This is a genomic window from Alkalibacter rhizosphaerae (assembly GCF_017352215.1).
In the GTDB taxonomy this organism is placed as follows: Bacteria; Bacillota; Clostridia; order Eubacteriales; family Alkalibacteraceae; genus Alkalibacter; species Alkalibacter rhizosphaerae.
Map to the genome: position 1 here is coordinate 1187394 of NZ_CP071444.1, position 17852 is coordinate 1205245.

A 17852-nucleotide genomic window follows, 5' to 3' on the forward strand; every position below is an offset into this window, starting at 1 on the left:
ACGGCCGTTGGTAAAGGGGCGGATCACGTCTGGTCCGAAAAGAAAGCACCCAAAACCTCTTCGTTGTCATCCGGAACCCAAACGCTTTTTCCATTGATGGTTTTTGACCTTCCCGACAAAGTAAAATACGAAATAGCGCCTTCCGGCAGCTGTTTCATGTAGGCAGCCAGTGCCAAGAGCTGTTTGGTGGAAAGATCGGTTTCGATCCCATCTCTATACCGAAGCGCGATCCTCATGGCTTCCACGATCTGTCCCTTTTCTTTCAACTGGCCGTACAAGCTGGCCAAAAAATGCTGCACTCGGAATACCCGGTCGATGTCTCCTCCCGGAGTATCTCTCCATTGAAGATACAATAGTGCCTGCTTCCCGTCCACCGTTTGTTCTCCCTTTTTCAACTCCACATCATAATCGGGATCGACCATGTCCACTTCCACATCCAGCTTCAAACCACCCAAATCATCCACAATGGCCGGTACCGGATCCATTTTAATGGCAAAGTAATGGTCCAATGCGGGACCTTCTAAAAATCCTTCCACTGCCTCCATGGCGGCTTTCGGCCCTGCATTATTCCTGCTACCGTATGCATAGGCACTGCTGACACGGTCGAATTCCTCTCGAACAGGCAAATACACATAGGTATCCCTTGGTATACTCAATATTTTCACGGTATTTTGATCCAGATCCATCCGTGCAACCACCATGATATCGGAACGGTAAATACCGATGGTCCGATCTTTGGATTCATCGATGCCTAAAAACAAAAGATGGATCACATTTGTCTCGGAGCCGATGGCTTGCCGGTAATCTTCAGCGTCCGCAGGATCGTCTGTTGCGTCCTCCCCTTCTCCCGCTATATTTTCATACCGCTGTTCATCAGCTCTTTCCGATACCAGAACCTCTCTGTAGTTCAATGCGTCCACAACGAAGTATATCATTGATCCTGCCACAACAACGAACAACACGGCCAATACGGCCAATACGGTTTTTCTTTTCATGACGGTCCACTTCTTTCCAAGGGATCTGCTCATCCATGATCCCTGCACCATCTATTTACCCTTTTTCCCTGCAAAAAAATCAACCCCAAACCCGAAACGCAGGGTTTCAGGGATTGGAGTTGTTTATTTGTTCCGTTGTTTTGTTTTTAGTTCAAAAATGTATAGTTGGATCCTGCCAAGGCCAGGTCGATGGTCCTGTCGAAAATATTTCCGTCAATGGTGGTTTCCGACAACAAGCCTCCGTTTAGATGAATGGGGATCATGGAGCTGCTTCCGCTGATCTTGTTGTTTGTGATGTAAACATTTTTTGCATCTGGATTGTTCAAATATACACCTCTGGAGGTGATCCCTGTCAAGGTATTGGCATTGAACTTGATGGTATCCATATCGTGGGAGTAGCCGCTGCTCCATCCACCTACAGCATATCCTGTGGAGCAATTTTTGATGGAGTTGTTGTGGATGTTCACATTTCTCAGCAACCCGCTTTTCTCTGTTGCCACTGCTATGCCCTGTCCACAATTGTATATGTTGTTGCCGTACACTTCGATGTTGCTGGATGTCTTGCTGTAAGCGTCGATGTAAATGCCGATCTTGGCAATATCATGAATGGTGTTGTTGTAGATCTTTCCATTGGAAGATCCATTCTTGGCGTCAATGGCTTCTCCACCGGCTCCTTGGGTGCTGTTGGTGATATTGAATACCTTGTTGTTTCGGATCGTAAAGGTGGCCACGTTGGAGATGGAGATGGCTTCTTGGGAGCCAATGGCCGTACAGGCCTTCTCTATGGAGTTCCCGTCTACTGTAATATTGGCGGCATGATAAAACGCAATGCCGGAAGCTTTCGTATTGTAGGTGGAGCAATTCGTCACGATGACGTTTTGGCTTCCGTTGTTGTCCGGTTGGGATCCGATCCCACCCCATCTGGAATTGACCACTCGCAACCCATTGATCTTGATATAATGCCTGGAGTTGACATTGAAGAGGGTCCCCCAGCTGTATCCCCAATCGATCCCGGCGCCGTCGATGACTACCGTGTCACCCGGATAATTGGTGTAAGTAATGTAATTTCCGCTGGAGCCGGAATTTTTCAATACCACCCGTTCATTATAAGTCCCCGCCTTGATGTAGACGGTCTGACCTGCCTGAAGGGTATTTGCCGCTTTCTGGATGGTTTTCCATGGTGCCGATTCCGTTCCCGGATTGGCATCATTTCCCGACTTGGAAACGAAGAAAGCTCCTGCAACAGTATTGGCTTTAGGCTCCTCTACCGGAGCCGGTGCTGGTGCTGGTTCCGGCGTTTCCGTTTTCGGTTCCGTCTGCGTCGTCACAGACGTACTTTCGGAAACTGGCTTTGTCGTTGTTGTGGTACTGCTTGTCGCCGGCTTTGTGGTCGTTGTCTGTGTCGCAGGTTTTGTCGTGGTATTGTCTTCCCTGGACACCGTGACTTTGTCTGATGTTTTCACATCGTCCTTGGTTGTGGACGCTTTATCCTCTTCTTCATTGGCAGGCGCTTTTTCTTCAGTCGAGTTCTTTTCTTCCGACGATCCCTCTTGGTCGACTTTTGCGATTGTACCTGTCCCTATATCTTTTGATGCGACATCGAAGCTGTCGTCTGTTTCGGTCAAGTTTTGAGTTGCCTTGTTGGTCTGATCCTCCGCTTTTCTGGAGGCAAAATCCCTGCTTTCGGTATATGCGTATACCGTTCCTGCAATGGTCAGAAGGACCAGGACACTGATGATGCTCCATAGTACTTTTTTGTTTCCTTTTTTCATTTTTCTTTCCTTTTTTTCTTTATTTGCCGATTTCTTACCGACCCTCCAGCTTACCAACCCTCCCGTGGATCAGGGACGCTGCATGTTTCATTGTTGTTTTTACACAATAAAAAACTTCCTTTGGTAGCTGGCTGCCATGTGAAAGGCCCTGTAGCTTTGCGCCCCTGTTTTTCAACAGGTTTGCTATTATCAATTGAAGTTTTATTGCAAAAACAGTTCTTTATTGATGGGGTGCGATTACACGATCCCCCTTGATGTGAATGATACTAACACAGTATATCCTTTGAGTCAACATTAAATTTTCAAGGAAAAATTTGTAGAAAACTAAAAAATCGCATGCTTTCCTTCTTATTATATGTCATCCAAAATATTCCCTTCTGTTTTTATTGACGACGATTCCCATCAGGGGACAATGGAATGTCTCCATCCGGCTTATTGTACGGTCGATCTGCTTGAATGTCGTCATCCCTTTTGCTACGACCAAAAGGAATCCACTGGCTTTTTTCGAAAGGATCCTTGTATCCGGGTATTCAAAAAACGAAGGACAGTCGATCAATACCAAATCATATTCTTTGGCCAGCTGCACCATCAAATCTTCCATTTGTTTTGACATCAACAACTTGATCCGATCTTCCATTTCTTTTCCCAATGGGATGAAAAACAAGTTTTCTTCCATCTGTACTGTGATCTCTGCCAATCCTACTTCCCTTCTCAAGCATTCCATCAATCCCGGATGGTCGGTCTCCTCCTCACGGGGTGTTGTTTTCGGTGTTTTCCAACCACTGTCCAGCAATAGGGTTTTTGCTCCCGTTTTACCACTGTACAATGCAAGTCCATGGGCGATCGTCGTTTTCCCTTCTCCTGGATTGCAGCTTGTGACCATGACCATTTTACCAAAGCGACTCTTGCCTCGTACAGCTTTCAAATTCGCCACCATCATTTCAAAAGCATTTCCAACGGGCTTGCCAAAAATTCTCCAATCCTTGCTGGCATCGTATTTGGGGATCGCCCCCATAGATTTTCCCTCATATATTTCCATGACATCTTCCCGGGTGTACACTTTCGGATCGAAGTATTCTGCCAGATAAAGAATGCTGAAGCCCACTACAAACCCTGCGACTCCGCCCAAAAGCACCATGGCGATCGTACCTTTTGGTTCCGGTTTTCCCGGCACTTCTGCCTGATCCAATATCCCCACATTGTCCGTATTGAGCAGTTCATGGATCGTGGCTGCAAATTGTGCCGCACTGGCATTGGCCACCTTCGCCGACAACTGAGGATCGCTGCTCTTTGCCCGTATGTAAAAAATATTGGCATCGATGCTGCTTTCGATCATGACCATATCCAGTATCTCTTCTTCCGTCAATTGATACTCTGTTAATTCCTCCTGGACCACGGAAGTGACTCGTCGGCTATAGATAACATCACTAAACTGATCGATGACCTCCCGGCTCAACTCAATGTCGTAATACTCCAGCTGGGCTCCTTCTTCCTGAAGTTTATTCAAATCCATGGAATAAAGCGTGACGACCGCATCGTAGACTGGCGGAGCCGACTGGATCATGATCCATCCAAGAATTGCTCCTGCCAAGGTGAAAGCTGCGATCAACCACCATTTTAACAATATCATCCCAATGATCCTTCTTATATTCATGGATATCCCCCTTTCATTGCCGTCTCAAATCAGTGACTTCCAGGTAAAACCGACCGGAGCCTCTTTAAGGTAGCCTTGAATGCTTTTCGGTCAAAAATCCAATTGAAAACGATCCCGACCAATAAAGACCAAATAAAGGCAAGGGCCGCCCACCGGATCCAACCGTTATAACTGTTGATGTTCATGTCTATGCACATTCTGCACGGCAGATAGGCAAAGAATACAATGCCAAACATGCGAAAAGTGCGCCGACCTGTCGTCCAAGGATCCACTGTTGGCATCGCTTTTTTCACTGCCATGATGAGTCCCGTGACCCAATAAAAAACTGCCAGGATCATGGCCAACAGTACACCGGTCATATCCAAAACTTGTATGGCGATCACACCGGATACCACCAGTAAGAGGACTTGTACGACATTCACATTCCGTGTTTCCCGATACAGTCCTGAAGAATTGATGAGTGCCGTGTAGGGTATCCGTACATTGAAGAGGACACCCCAGATCACAAACAAGTATCCGTATAGAGCATTGTCGTACACCACATCCGTCACTCCTCTTGTGTAAACTCGTATGAATGGATCGATCATGATCAACGCACATGCATACAAGACCGCCGTTACTGCAAATATGAAAAATTCAAACTGATCCTGGACTTCTTTAAGCTTCTCCGTTTCATTGTTGGCGACTATATTGCCGAACAAGGCGGAAACACCAGCAGTAAAAATAGAAGTCAAAGCAATGAGCCCGGAAAAAACCATGTTGTAAATGGCATATACGCTGGCCATCTTCAAGGATGAAAAAACGGAGATGATCACAATAGGCGCTGATGTGTTGATGCTTACGCTCAATTTCATGATCAATGCATCCCAACGGCGCTTCAAATATTTTTCTTCCGCCGGTTCTTTATAGGTGATGTATGGATACCGCCTTTTTACATATCGGGACAACAACAGCACCCGCAAACCAAAGGAGACCAGTGGGACCGTCCTCACTAAAACGATATAGGCCCGAATGGAGATCATATATGCCGTGATTAGAAAATTGACGACATAGGCCAGCAACAAGACCATGGAAATCACGTATTCTCTTTGGTCTGCGATGATAAGGACCCGATATTTCGCCATAGTATAAAATTCCAATGCACCAAAGATCCCGATGACCAGCACCAGCAAGAATATGGTCCGCGAATCCGTTGTTTCGTTCTTTACAATAAAGGGATACACCATGGAAAGCACCACCACCAATGCCAGATAGATGGCGCTGGCTTTAGTATAAGATTTTTTTGCCAACGTCACGATGCCGTCCACCTGTGTTTTATCATGATCTGCCAAAGGTTTGTACAAGGCATAGATCAGGGCAGTCCCCAACCCGGCTTCCACGTAGCTGAAGTAGGATACGAACTGGACTACAGATGACACCAAACCATTGATCTCCGAACCGTAGGTGGTCAAATACATCCTCGTCAGTACAAGACCTCCGGCAATAGTAAGTATTTGCAGCATCGCAAAGGAAGCGGAGTTGTACAAAAACCTCTTTGTTCTCAATATGGTTGCTCCTTTACAGAAAATAAACGTGATGCTCCGGCTTCCTTTTGTCCACGGGAGGCAATTCCATGTAATTGCCGTACAATTGTTTTAAATAACCATCCCAATCCGCTGGTACCGGCAACTGTTTCCCTTCAAACTCCATCCATACGGGAACGCCGAATCGGGATGCCGGGTGGATCTGTTTTTCGTAGGAATACCGACTGGCCGTACTGCACACCAGGGAAGACTGAGATTCTTCATATCGGCGCATGGTCTTCTCCCGCTTGTCCATCAGAAAGGAAAAGGACAAGGGCAACAAGACCTTCTGAACGATTTTTTTCCCGATCCATTTGCTGTAGATAAACCCCTTGTTGTATACATAACCGGACTTTAGAAAAATCAATTGGTCGATCCTACGAATCTCCTTCGCTTGTTTTCTTTGCTGTTCCGGATCTTCCGGGACCTGGTCCAATGGAAAGATATCCACATATGCGCTCTTGTTGAATTTCAGATGCTCGGAGTAGCTTTCCTTTACGTATGTACCCATAATGCAGACTCTGGCCATGGATTGATAGAAGAAGGAATCTGTTCGAGGGGTTTGGAGAAAGTACCGGCCATCCAATTCTCCTTTTCCCTCTTGGACGAATCGATCGAAATCCGCCCTCATCATGGCGATGTCGATGTCGTCGTCCCAGGGAACGAATCCCTGATGACGGACCGCTCCAATAAGGGAACCTCCGATGAGATAATAGGTGATGCCTTGTTTCCTACACACCCGGTCCACTTCCATGAGGGCTTCCAGTTGCATCAGCTGAAGCTTTCTCAAATCGATCTTTTCCACGATCATCCCTCTCCCTTCCAACGCCGTCTTCTTTCGGCGTCTATTCGTTTCGAATTTTCTGGATCAGCAACGTGGTGGAGATCTCCTTGGTATAGGGTAAAAAAATCATGTCGGAATGTACGGTCTTCAAATCTGCTTCCGTCTTTATGTATCGCGGATGGCCCTTCCAGTCGTCCCCTTGAAAAAGCGCATCAAAATGAAGTGTTTTCCAGGCCTCCAGCTTGTCCAGATTTGTTTGCGCAATGGCCTCATCCACATATTTGATGGATCCGATGATCTCCAATCGCTGTTCAAAGGATATGACCGGAACCTTGCCCTTGTACTCCTTTACCAGCTCGTCCGTATTCACTCCGACGATCAGGTGATCACACAATGCTTTTGCATTTTTGATCAGATTCAAGTGTCCAATATGAAACAAATCAAAAACACCGGTAGTGTATCCAACATGATACCTAGATCTTTCCACTTTGATCATCCCTTCATTTCCCCGCCCAATTCTACGGAGTGATAAAATTCCAGATCCGGCCACTTTTTCATTGCCCGGGAAATAAGTTGGTGCAAAAATTCCAAGTTCCTCTTTCGGTTTCTTTCGTCGATAAAACCGATGTAATTCAACCGGTGGGTCCCGATGATGGCCGGCCGCTTCCAATGAAATGCACTTTCCATATCCGACAGGCAACTTTCCACCCAATCAATATCCTCTCTCCAGGACGGTTCAAACTTGCAATTACGGATGAGATAATACTGGCCAAGGTCGTTTTTCTCCCCCATATGGTGGACCTGACGATGCAACCCGCCAGTCCCGACCCGTCTGCCGGGTTTGAGCTGGATCCGGCCTCCCTGGATGTATTCGATCCCTGTATCGTAAAAGATCCGCTCCAACTCTTCATCCCAGATATAACAGGACGGTATCAGGGATCTGGAAGGATACCCAAATATCTCTTGAAAAAGTTTTGCTCCTTCCTCTACGATCATTTTTAAAGAGGCAAGCTCTTCTTTGGAATCGTAGTTGAAACTGTCCATATAGGCGTAACGGTTGGTAGGGGTGACGGATGCGCCGACGGAGATCATCCGGTGATCAAAAGCCAGGCGAACATCTTCTTTTCCATTAGAAAGATCATTCATCCATCGATGTACGTTTATATGTTCCCGGCAATGGAGTTGGGGGTAAAAGACGCCTTTTTTCACGCCTTCCTTCCACCGAAGAAAGCTTCCTTCATGCTCCGGGTATCTCCTGTAGGTTTCCGGAAAGGATTCATAATAATAGTCTTTAAAGCCATTTGCCTCGATCTTTTCAAAATCCGGATTGGCCACCGCAACGTTCATGGTCATGACGGCAGGATGGCCCCTGCGGTCCGAAAATTCCGTCATCAGATCCATAAGACATTGGATATCCTTTTCGCTTTCCAAAGCATCCCACCGGGTGAAAGGATCCGTCCCTGCCGGATCACCCAGATCCGTCAACTTTTGAAGCACTTCCTTCGAAGGCGTTCGAATGCTTCCCCAATCATCCGATTCCATGACCAAAATCTTTTTCATGCTCTCCCAACCTCGTCGGTTGGTGGCTTCCCGTATTCGATCACGCTTGATTTTTTTGAGGATCCCCAATCCGGGCATTTCTTTCATGGTACACTACACCTTCTTCCAGGGATCGCTCCCACAAGTAACGTTTCAAAAGCATCCACATGATTGGAAAGTAAAAAAACTCTCGAAAAAACAGGACGTCCAAACCAAACCAGGGCATGATGACAGCCACTGCAAAGATGGCCATGGCTCCCCAGTTTGACAATCCAATGGACGACTTCTCTGCGAATGCTCCATAAATGCTTTTCCACCATGCCAGAAGCAGCGCGAAACCGATGATGCCGACCTGGTATACGGTTTGGATCAGCGTCATGTGTGCATTGTTGGTATGGAGCAGGATCTGCAGCTGGTCCTGGGAAAGTCCGATACCGACGACCAGTTTATCCACATGTTCCAGCATGTATCCCCAATAGACCTGCCATAAGCCCAACCGACCTGTGGTTAAGGATACTGCATCTTCCACTTTTCCAAACCGCAATAGGTAGAATCGAATCTGCTCCTCGAACACATTGTTTTTAACGACCCAAAATACAGCGAGCCCCATCAACAATAGAATGTAAAACTTGTAGAGGACCGACTTCTTTCCCAAAAGAAGGTGAACCCCCCAAAAGAACAACACCAGGATGCCGCTCAGCAAAAATGCTTTTGATACAGCCTGCACTGCAAAATACAACAAACCTCCTACAAAGAGGATCCCCAGTAGGGCCATTCTCCTTCTGTTCGCATGCAAAATCAGAATCAACCATCCGGCGATGGCCACCAGCATCTGGGCCGAGAAATAGTTGGGATCGCTGTAAAAAGCACTCCAGCGAAGTCCGACGATCATCTCTTCGTTGATGTCCATGAATTGCTGGACCCCTGGGTTGTTCAAATACACCATGGACGAGATGCAGGCGGAAAGATTGCCCAGGGTTAGAAAAAGCAAGAGGCGGTCAAAAGTAAGCTTTTCTCCGACTCGTTCCAGATAGATGGGGACGAACAGGATCATGGCCACAAAAAAGATATACTGGGGGTTGATGGCCAGTCGGTTATAAAACTTCACCATCATGGTGTAGGTCAGAAAAAGGATGGAGAGTGCAAAATAGGGTTTTCTCAGATCTCCGCCTTCTTTCAACCACCGGATCAACAGTAGGACCAAAAACAACAGAAGTCCGATGGAATGAAAGGAGCTGGTTGTCGGGTGGGTCCTCAACAGGGAGGACCAGGGCAAATAGAAGATCATGAGCGGAAGGAAGTATTCCTCCGGAAACATCAGGACGATCCACAAGAACATGAGGATCGACAAGAGCACCAGGACTGTGTTGCCGGTGGCATGGCCCATGGAAAGCAATGTCACATTGATCAGAGACAAGCCTATGAGAATGGCACTCGTTCTTTTTCTATTTGGATCTTTATCATTTTGCGTTTTTTCCTTGTGACCTGCTCCACTGTTCATAGCTTAACCCCTTGTCAAAAGATTGGATCCCTGCAACCTGCAACCTCCATGCCAGATACTTGCTCACCGTGGATTTTTTGGAAAACTTCCAGACGAAATACCACACCAGCCAGTGCTTCCCCAAAGGGAATGCCGTTTGGAGCCAGGCCCCGTTGTCGAAAAAGTATCGTTCATCATATCCTCGAAACCAGGTGGAATCGTCCTTGTTCACGTATGCGATGGTGAAAGGGTAGGAATATACCTTCATCCCCTTTTTTAATGCCTCCCGTAAAAACAGGTTGTCCTCTCCTGCACAATATTTGGATCCTCCCCAAAGATCTGGGTGAAGGACAGGTTCTTCCGAAGAAGACTATCCCGCTTCACAACAAAACTGACGGTCCCATACCTCATGAAATTCCACAGATGGACCCGCTTTGCTTTCTCTATGGGTGCCATTTTCCGGGAAGAGTCGGTGTCGTAGCGAAAAACGATCATGTCTGCATCGGGGAGTTTTTGAAACGCTTCCACCACGCCCTTGTCATAACCGTCCAGGTACACCATGTCGTCATCTGCAAACATGAGGATGTCGCCGCTGGAATGAAGAATGGCCATGTTTCGATTGTTGCCGACACCCCGGTATGGTGTAGTGATCATCTTGACCCGATGCCCGTCGATGATCGATTCCTCATAGTTCTGTCCTTCAGCCTGATTGGCGAAGACTGCGTCTGTCTGGATGTTCATCTCCTTAAATTTTTTAAGATCTTTCTGGTGCATGGTGACGCACAACACTTCAACTTTCATGCTCCACCTCCGTGCAGTCCCGATCTTTGAATATCTTTTGGAAGATCCCTTTAAGCTTCCTTCCTCGCCAATACATCCATTTTGCCAAGTTCCGCATGGTGATCAGGAAGGGGTACTTGCCGGCCATGATCCTAAGGTATTCCACATTCTCCGGATTCCATTTGTATTTATAGTCTGTGACTCCGGAAAAATCATAGAGCCTTCGACCATGGCTTCTACAGTATCGCATTCCGTACCAGAATAGATATTCGTTTGGCCGATACCACAGGTATTCTTGCCGGCTGGCGATGCACCAGCCAAAGCATCCCTTGTTCATGCCGCATCCGATGTAGGTTCCGATGGGCACTCCTTCCGGGTCTCTCGCAGTGACACATACGATGTGGTCCGTTTTGCCTACGTGTTTGAGCAGAAGCTGGATCTTTCGCAAGGTAAAAGTGGGCGCCAAGTGCTGTTTGGCAAAGACCTCGCACACCTGGGCATAGATCTCCCGCGCAAAGGCGTCGTCCGGTTCGGAAACTTCAGCCGTGGCCCCCCTGTTTTCAAATTGCCGGATCATCTGACGGCAGTTTCTTTTGATGTGTCCCAGGATTTCTTCGTCGGATCGATCAATGGAAAGCACCAAAGAATCCACGACCTGGGTCTCATAGGGGATGTCGTCCTGATCCGCCGGACCAAGGTTTCTGTCCACGATCTCCACATACACACATCCTGTGGTCTTGAATATATATTGTATGGTAGGTTGGACCAGGTCTTTGATGATTTTTACGTCAAAGACATCGAAGGACATGAAACGGGTGCTCCACCCTTTAAACGGACTTCCAAAGATTTTGAACCCATATTTTTTTATGATCAGTCCGGTAAAGTATCCCAGGAGTTCTCCATCTTTGGTGATCCGAAGCAGGACGATCTCGCCATGATTGTCTTCCTCCAAAAAACGAAGCCATTCCACGGAAGTGAACACGCTTTTCGACTCAAAACCATAGTATTCATTCAAATCCACGTTATCCAGTTCAATGCGTTCAAATTCCAACATGTCATACCCTCCAGAAGACCTTTCTAAAAACCCGTTGGGACAACCACTTCATGTCCAGTTCCAGTTTGTTTTGCCAGTTCAGATAATGGTCACCCTTCTTTTGCCCTTTCATGTAGTCCAATATCCGACAGGCAGGCACGAACCATCCGTTCAATGATGAAAGGTATTCGATCCGCTCCCGGAAAACCGGATCTAGTCCATTCTCCGTAACAAAACCATACCCAAAGTGGGTGTAAACAATGGCGCAACCATGAGCTCTCACCAATTGATCCACTTTGTCCGGATGCAGCAGACGATTGAAGCTTTCACGATCGTATCCATCGGAAGAACTGAACCAATAGTTGGAGCAAAGATCCTTATTCCGCTCCCTGTATGGGAAAAAAGGGTCCTGCCTCATTGTGTCCAAACCGGTAAATACATGATTCCTTATGTAGTCCACGTGTTCTTTGGCGTAGTCTCCCCAGAAATACAAGCTCTCCGGATCATTTCCCAAAGACGGTACCAACTTTTCCCTTTGGATCCGTTTCATCAGCCAAAAGATTTCTGCAACAGGACTGTTGAACCGCTTAGTACCCCAGTACAAATTCTCTTTGTTGAATGCATGGTTGATAAAGATCCTGGGTTGCTCTCCCACCAGATTTTCGATGATTTGAAAAGATCGGAGGATCTCCTCCCTGGTGAAATCTCCGCTGCCCGGCCCATGGGATGCAATCTCGAATCCTTTCCGGTGCAGTTCTACAATAAATGATGCATACGACTTTTCGTTCAGACTTGCTCCTTCGAAACCGTCTCTGCCCGGATAAGCCCACACGGTCTTTGTCGTCCGAAAGTCTTTTTTACAGAGCAGGTCATACACTGGTTTTGTGTTTTCCAGGGTCCCTGCATCCGTATCGTCGATTATGGTGAACGCAAAATCTTTTCCCGATGGCCAATCCATGGATATTCCCCCAGTCCACAAGACCCATTCACGTGATCAGTTCTTCAAAATGCCGAAGGGCATCGTCATTGGAATAGTTCTGCTTTCGAAGAAAATCCCGACATTCCTGCAACGTTTGCAGGTTCAATAAAATCTTTCGAAGGTCTTGATAAATTCCTTCTTCGTTGTTGGGGCAAACAAATCCCTCTTTTCCTTCGATAATCATTTCCTTTGCGGAAATGGTATCGGTGCTGAGAACAGGCACTCCCAGTGATTTAGCTTCCATAATGACCATGGGTGCCGCCTCGTGAATGGATGGTAGCAAGAGCAGGTCTGCGTTTTTCAAAAATCGATACGGGTTATTCTGATCGCCGTAGAAGCGGATCCGGTCCTCCAGCCCCCGCCTGTGGACCTCTTCTTTTATGCTCGATTCCAGCGCGCCGCCCCCACCAGATGCCATTGGATTTGTTCTCCATCTTGAATCAAGCGATCCATTGCCGTCACTCCGCGGAGGATCCCCTTGCCTGCGTCCATTCTGGCAATGGTCACAACATTGAATGCCTCTTTCAAATAAATGATAGGGTCTTCTTCCGCCTTTCGGCGATATTCCGGAATATTATGGCAGTTGGGTACGATACTGGTCCTACCTTCCAAGTCGGGCATGGCCGCCAAGAAACTTCTTTTGCAGCCTTCCGAGACCACGGCGATTCGATCGAATCGATCCATCAACTTGCGCGAGTATTTTGTATTGCTGCCGCAAGCCAAAAAGTCACAATGGAGAAAAGTGATCTTTCTAGTTGCCTGAACACGACGAAGGACAAAATCGTTGCACCCACCGTAAAGGAGATGGCCTTCCACGTTGTGTAAAAAACTGATCCCAGCATCATAACCGGAGAGCATCGGGTGAGAGTGGACCAAAAACCGAATGGGCCAGTGGTTGTTGAAAAATTTGGTATACATGGACAATACTCCCCGCAGACCATAGTAGATCCATCCCATGGATCTTGCCTCTTTTTGGGATAACCCAAGAAGCCGCAACAATCCACCCGCCTCCAGAACAGTAACATGCTCCGGAATTTGGTCGATATAATCTCCCTTCAAGCTGAACAGAAAGAGGGTGATGTCTGCGCGTCCTTCCAATTCCACCAGGAGGTTGATCAAAGCTCGTTGTACCCCCCCAGATCCATGTTGTTGTTGACGATCAACAATCGCTTTTTTCGATCCGATTCCACGATCTACAATTCCTTTCTAATAGGTCGATACTTCACCACGCTGTAATAGGCGTAATTCATAAAATAATACAAGCCCCGGATCCTTCCCATTTTCAAAAAATCCCGATAGATCTTCCAACGATGTCTGGCACAGGTCCATTTGTTCCCGGATCTGCTTCCCTTCATGATGGTGATCTCCGCCAATTCTTCCGGTACACCGCAGGCACGTTTACATTCCTGAAGCATGCTGATCCAGGCTACCAAATCTTCGTGATAATAGCTTTTATCAAAAGGATGACTCCGAAACAGCGTCGTTTCTCCGACTACTGTGGAACAACTGATCACATTTCGCTTCAACAGACGTTGCAGATCCACCGATGCAGGTACGTGAAAAGTATCCCCGATCCTGTTTCCATCCTTGTCAAAAAACCCGTACCCGCAGTAGGAAATTCGACATCCGGTCTCCTTGATCTGTGCCATCTGCCGCTGCAGCTTGTCCTTGACCCACACATCGTCGCTGTCCAGCAATGCGACATATTTCCCCTCCGCCAGACAGATCCCCCGATTGCGAGTCTCCGCAACACCTGCATTCGTTTTGTTCCGGTACGTGCGGATCCGGGGATCTTGCCGTGCCACCTCCTGGATCTTATTCCAGCTTTGGTCCGTGGATGCATCATCGATAACGATGACTTCGATATCCTTAAACGTTTGGTTGAGGATGGATCGCAAGGTTCTTTCAATGTATTCTTCCCGATTGTATACGGGTATGACGACAGAACATTGGGGCGACATCCGGCTTCCCTCCTTCATGGAAAATCCTTGTGACGCTAATTTTCAAAGGCCAATGCTTTCAATCCTTCCAACTCCGCATCGTTGAAATTTTCCCTCATGATATCCTGGATGATTTTGATCTCCTGCAACGTGTACCCGCCTTGATGAAGTCTCTCCACCAGCAGGAGTTCCTTTCTGGAGAGATTGGAAAGGAGCAGGAAGACGGAATGGATCTTGCTCTTGCTGTCCATGTTATCCACTTTCTTGCTGATATCCAGAGCACTCAACATCACCGACTCATTCAAGGAAGCAGTCGGTATATCCTCCTCTTCGATAACCAATATTTCCTCCCCCATCTCCTCGTTGATGGGTATTTCTACGGACATGGCTTCCATCACAGAAATGGTCAATACTGTATAGCGAAGAAGTGTTCCGGCGACGACCACAACCAGGCAGGAGATCCAAATGGCCACTACTTTCTTCCTGCTGTAGGGTTTACACGTCCGTTTCCGGGACCTGGTATTCTTCAAGGATGCAGCCAACTCCGCGACCTCCACCGGCCTCGGCTCCTCTTCCGTTTTTGATACGCCTTGTGCCTGTTCTTTGGAAAACAGCACACCCACGGTTTTGATCAGAATGCCAAGATCGAATCCCGGAGAATACTTCTTGATGTACATCAAGTCGAATTTCAATTTGTTCTGGGGTGTTGTTGTGTAATTGGACAACACCTGGGCCAATCCGGTGATCCCTGGTTTCACCGCGAATCGATGGACGTATTCCGGATATCGATGGAGATATTCCGTCACAAAAACCGGTCGTTCCGGTCTGGGACCCACAATGCTCATGTGCCCCAGGAATACGTTGAAAAATTGCGGAAACTCATCGATCCTGGTTTTCCGGATCCACTTTCCGACCTTGGTGATCCGTGGATCGTCCTTTTCCGCCAGTACTTCTCCCGTCCATTTTTCAGCATCGGGCACCATGCTCCTAAGCTTGATCATTGAAAAGGGTATTTGATCACGGCCACAGCGCGCTTGGACATAAAAAACCGGCCCCTTGTCTTCCCTTTTGATCAAGATCCCAACAACCAACAGGATCGGGGCGACTAGAATGATTCCGATCAAAGACAAGAAGATATCCAAGCATCTTTTAACAATGATCTGGGCTTCCGTCAACCGGTACCCCTCGATGGCAAAAAGGGGTACGTCGCTGATCTGTGTCAAGACCGCATCTCGCATGGTGATCTCATGGCTTTCCGGCACCAGAAACATCTGAATGTCATGCAACTCACAGTAGGATATGATCTGTTCCTTCAACGACAGGTCGGACGTGATCAACAGATAGACATAATCCGCCTTGTCGACATAGAAATACAGACGACGATCTTTTCCCGATACGAAGAGCACTCGCCCCAAGGTCTGTTTTCGGACCGCCTCCAACAACATGTTTCTATCTGCTTCTTCTCCGATGACGATGGACAACTGCCTTTGAAAAACATGCTCTTTCAGGCGATTGGAAAAAACTTTCACCGACAGGAGGGACATGACTTGAAAACCGCCGATGATCAGAAAGTAATATGGAGTCACTTCGTCGCTGTTGCTGAAATACAACAATACGATCATGGCTACATTGACCATGAAAACGACCTCTACCGATTTGCTGATGCTCTTTAAAAAAGAAGTGTCAAAAAAATTGAAATATTTTCTTGCAGATAAAAGGATCATCTCCAAGGATGCGGCAATGAGCCAATACAATCTACAGCGATAATAACCGAATGGATGTTCCACATTGTAGACCAACCTATTAGCGGCATGCATGGAAACGTACATCAACAAAATGATCAATACCGCTTCCAAGATTTGGATCAGCAGTACAAACTTGTACTTGTTTTCTAAAACATATTTGCCATACATCTCGTTCACTCTTTCCAAGTCCTGCTTTGGCCGGCGGGACCCTCAATCCACGAAGCATGCTCCTTTCTCTTGTGATCCGTTTGGGCTTAGGCCCTGTTTTTGCATGGTGTACCAACAGATCCTGCCCGATCCGTCAGTCCGAAGTATGTTCATGTAAAATATCTTCCAAAATCTCCTTCAACTTGGTGGATGATGTCCCATCCGTATAGGGAAAATATACGATGTCCACACCGATGGCTCCGAACTGCTGCTCAAAGGCGTTCCATTTGTCCGTTCCCTGCCAGTCGCTTCCCACAAACATGGCATCGAAATGATACTTGTTCCAAGCGTCCATCTTGTCCATGGTTTCCTGAAGAACCACCTGGTCCACATATTTGATGCTTTCGATGATGGCCAGGCGCTCCTGTTGGGGAATGATGGCCTTGGTATTTTTGTAAGAAACCAATTCATCCGTGGTCACTCCAACGATCAGATGATCGCATCGTTCTTTTGCTTTTTTCAAAATGTTCAAGTGACCGATGTGAAACATGTCGAAAACTCCTGTTGTGTAACCCACTTTATACTTTTTCATTTACTCATCCCCTTCATCCAGATCATGAAACCCAATCAGGTGAAAGCTTTTTTGAAGTGCCTCTATCGTATTGGGGTCTTTGAAAAATTCGTATTCCTTCAATCGTTGGGTGTTCATGTCGCCAAAGAGAGGGTGAGACCCTCCCGTGGATGGATGCACCACCAGCTCGATGTTTTGTTTTGGCGAATGTTGGAGTGCGTCCATCAGTTTGGGGAGATTTGTTTTGCTTTTCTCTCCAAAGGCGATGATCCTCCCCTCCGGCATGGAAAACCTCCTTTTGATCACTTGACCGTACCATAAGTCCATATATCGCCGCACCAACATCTCCCGGGCCCTCCGCAGTCCGTGGAGCACTTCCAGGTCCAGATACACCCGCTGATAATTTCTCGTCCGACGGATGCCCAACTCTCCTGCCACATCGGAAAAAATCCTATAGGCTTTTCTGCATAACACGGTATTTTCGTGGACATTCCAGTAGTCTGCTTCTCCGCAATACTCCCGAAACAATTCGTATTGACGGATCATTTCTTCCCGCAGCTGTGCCGGTTGGATCAAGCCTTTGGAAATCCGTCTCTTGAACCGGTCTCCATCATAAAAGTCTCCGTTTTCGTTCAAGAGCGTTGATACCTTTTCCGGTCGGCAAGTAGGCTTTCCCGTGGAGACATTCCAGTGGATGCCGACGGAGATCCGCGGATATTTTTCTTTCAGCAAAGCACTATTTTTTAGGGTCTCCATATTTGTGATCACATTTGTTGTGGTGATCATTCCCAACTCGATAAGATCCAGAATGGCCTGATCCACGATTTGACACATCCCAAAGTCATCGGCTGTGATCAACAGATTTTTCATA

18 protein-coding genes and 1 riboswitch are annotated in these 17852 nt (G+C 47.2%); all 18 genes read right to left on the minus strand.

All coding sequences use genetic code 11. The features are described from left to right. Positions 1-23: 23 nt before the first annotated feature. The gene (locus J0B03_RS05885) at positions 24-1028 is read right to left on the minus strand and encodes an LCP family protein (protein WP_207300917.1); all 1005 of its coding nucleotides are present in this window, start codon (positions 1026-1028) and stop codon (positions 24-26) included. Positions 1029-1141: 113 nt separating this feature from the next. Continuing rightward, the gene (locus J0B03_RS05890) at positions 1142-2767 is read right to left on the minus strand and encodes a right-handed parallel beta-helix repeat-containing protein (RefSeq protein ID WP_207300918.1); all 1626 of its coding nucleotides are present in this window, start codon (positions 2765-2767) and stop codon (positions 1142-1144) included. 119 nt (positions 2768-2886) lie between these two features. Further along, positions 2887-2962, minus strand: a riboswitch (cyclic di-GMP riboswitch). Between the two features lie 163 nt (positions 2963-3125). Next, positions 3126-4421, minus strand: a complete 1296-nt coding sequence (locus tag J0B03_RS05895) for a tyrosine-protein kinase domain-containing protein (protein WP_207300919.1) — start codon at positions 4419-4421, stop codon at positions 3126-3128. Positions 4422-4450: 29 nt separating this feature from the next. Then, on the minus strand, positions 4451-5965 hold the full coding sequence (locus J0B03_RS05900; protein WP_207300920.1) for a lipopolysaccharide biosynthesis protein: 1515 nt from the start codon (positions 5963-5965) through the stop codon (positions 4451-4453). A 13-nt stretch (positions 5966-5978) separates the two neighbouring features. Further along, on the minus strand, positions 5979-6794 hold the full coding sequence (locus J0B03_RS05905) for a LicD family protein (protein ID WP_207300921.1): 816 nt from the start codon (positions 6792-6794) through the stop codon (positions 5979-5981). Between the two features lie 34 nt (positions 6795-6828). Continuing rightward, positions 6829-7263 (minus strand): FAD synthase family protein, encoded by a 435-nt coding sequence (locus J0B03_RS05910; RefSeq protein ID WP_207300922.1) that lies wholly within the window; start codon positions 7261-7263, stop codon positions 6829-6831. Beyond that, positions 7260-8414: a hypothetical protein gene (locus J0B03_RS05915; protein WP_207300923.1), complete on the minus strand. Its 1155-nt coding sequence runs from the start codon at positions 8412-8414 to the stop codon at positions 7260-7262. Before J0B03_RS05915 ends, J0B03_RS05910 begins: the two co-directional genes overlap by 4 nt. After that, the gene (locus J0B03_RS05920) at positions 8368-9807 is read right to left on the minus strand and encodes an O-antigen ligase family protein (protein ID WP_207300924.1); all 1440 of its coding nucleotides are present in this window, start codon (positions 9805-9807) and stop codon (positions 8368-8370) included. The genes J0B03_RS05915 and J0B03_RS05920 overlap by 47 nt, the downstream gene beginning before the upstream one ends. Continuing rightward, entirely contained in the window at positions 9767-10054 is a 288-nt protein-coding gene (locus J0B03_RS05925) for a hypothetical protein (protein WP_207300925.1), read from the minus strand. Before J0B03_RS05925 ends, J0B03_RS05920 begins: the two co-directional genes overlap by 41 nt. Before the next feature lie 8 nt (positions 10055-10062). Beyond that, entirely contained in the window at positions 10063-10587 is a 525-nt protein-coding gene (locus tag J0B03_RS05930; RefSeq protein ID WP_207300926.1) for a glycosyltransferase, read from the minus strand. Next, the gene (locus tag J0B03_RS05935; protein WP_207300927.1) at positions 10577-11620 is read right to left on the minus strand and encodes a GNAT family N-acetyltransferase; all 1044 of its coding nucleotides are present in this window, start codon (positions 11618-11620) and stop codon (positions 10577-10579) included. Before J0B03_RS05935 ends, J0B03_RS05930 begins: the two co-directional genes overlap by 11 nt. A gap of 1 nt (position 11621) precedes the next feature. Then, on the minus strand, positions 11622-12557 hold the full coding sequence (locus J0B03_RS05940) for a polysaccharide deacetylase family protein (protein ID WP_207300928.1): 936 nt from the start codon (positions 12555-12557) through the stop codon (positions 11622-11624). A gap of 28 nt (positions 12558-12585) precedes the next feature. Then, complete coding sequence (locus J0B03_RS05945; protein ID WP_207300929.1) at positions 12586-12996, minus strand: glycosyltransferase; 411 nt, start codon at positions 12994-12996, stop codon at positions 12586-12588. Beyond that, a complete protein-coding gene (locus tag J0B03_RS05950; RefSeq protein ID WP_207300930.1) occupies positions 12957-13697 on the minus strand; it encodes a glycosyltransferase family protein in 741 nt (246 codons plus the stop codon). The genes J0B03_RS05945 and J0B03_RS05950 overlap by 40 nt, the downstream gene beginning before the upstream one ends. A gap of 74 nt (positions 13698-13771) precedes the next feature. Further along, complete coding sequence (locus J0B03_RS05955; RefSeq protein WP_207300931.1) at positions 13772-14539, minus strand: glycosyltransferase family 2 protein; 768 nt, start codon at positions 14537-14539, stop codon at positions 13772-13774. Between the two features lie 35 nt (positions 14540-14574). Beyond that, positions 14575-16431, minus strand: coding sequence for a sugar transferase (locus J0B03_RS05960; protein WP_246798220.1), 1857 nt, complete (start codon positions 16429-16431; stop codon positions 14575-14577). A gap of 133 nt (positions 16432-16564) precedes the next feature. Further along, a complete protein-coding gene (locus J0B03_RS05965; RefSeq protein ID WP_207300933.1) occupies positions 16565-17002 on the minus strand; it encodes an FAD synthase family protein in 438 nt (145 codons plus the stop codon). Then, positions 17003-17851, minus strand: a complete 849-nt coding sequence (locus J0B03_RS05970; RefSeq protein WP_207300934.1) for a ChbG/HpnK family deacetylase — start codon at positions 17849-17851, stop codon at positions 17003-17005. It abuts the gene before it with no gap. Between the last annotated feature and the right edge of the window lies 1 nt (position 17852).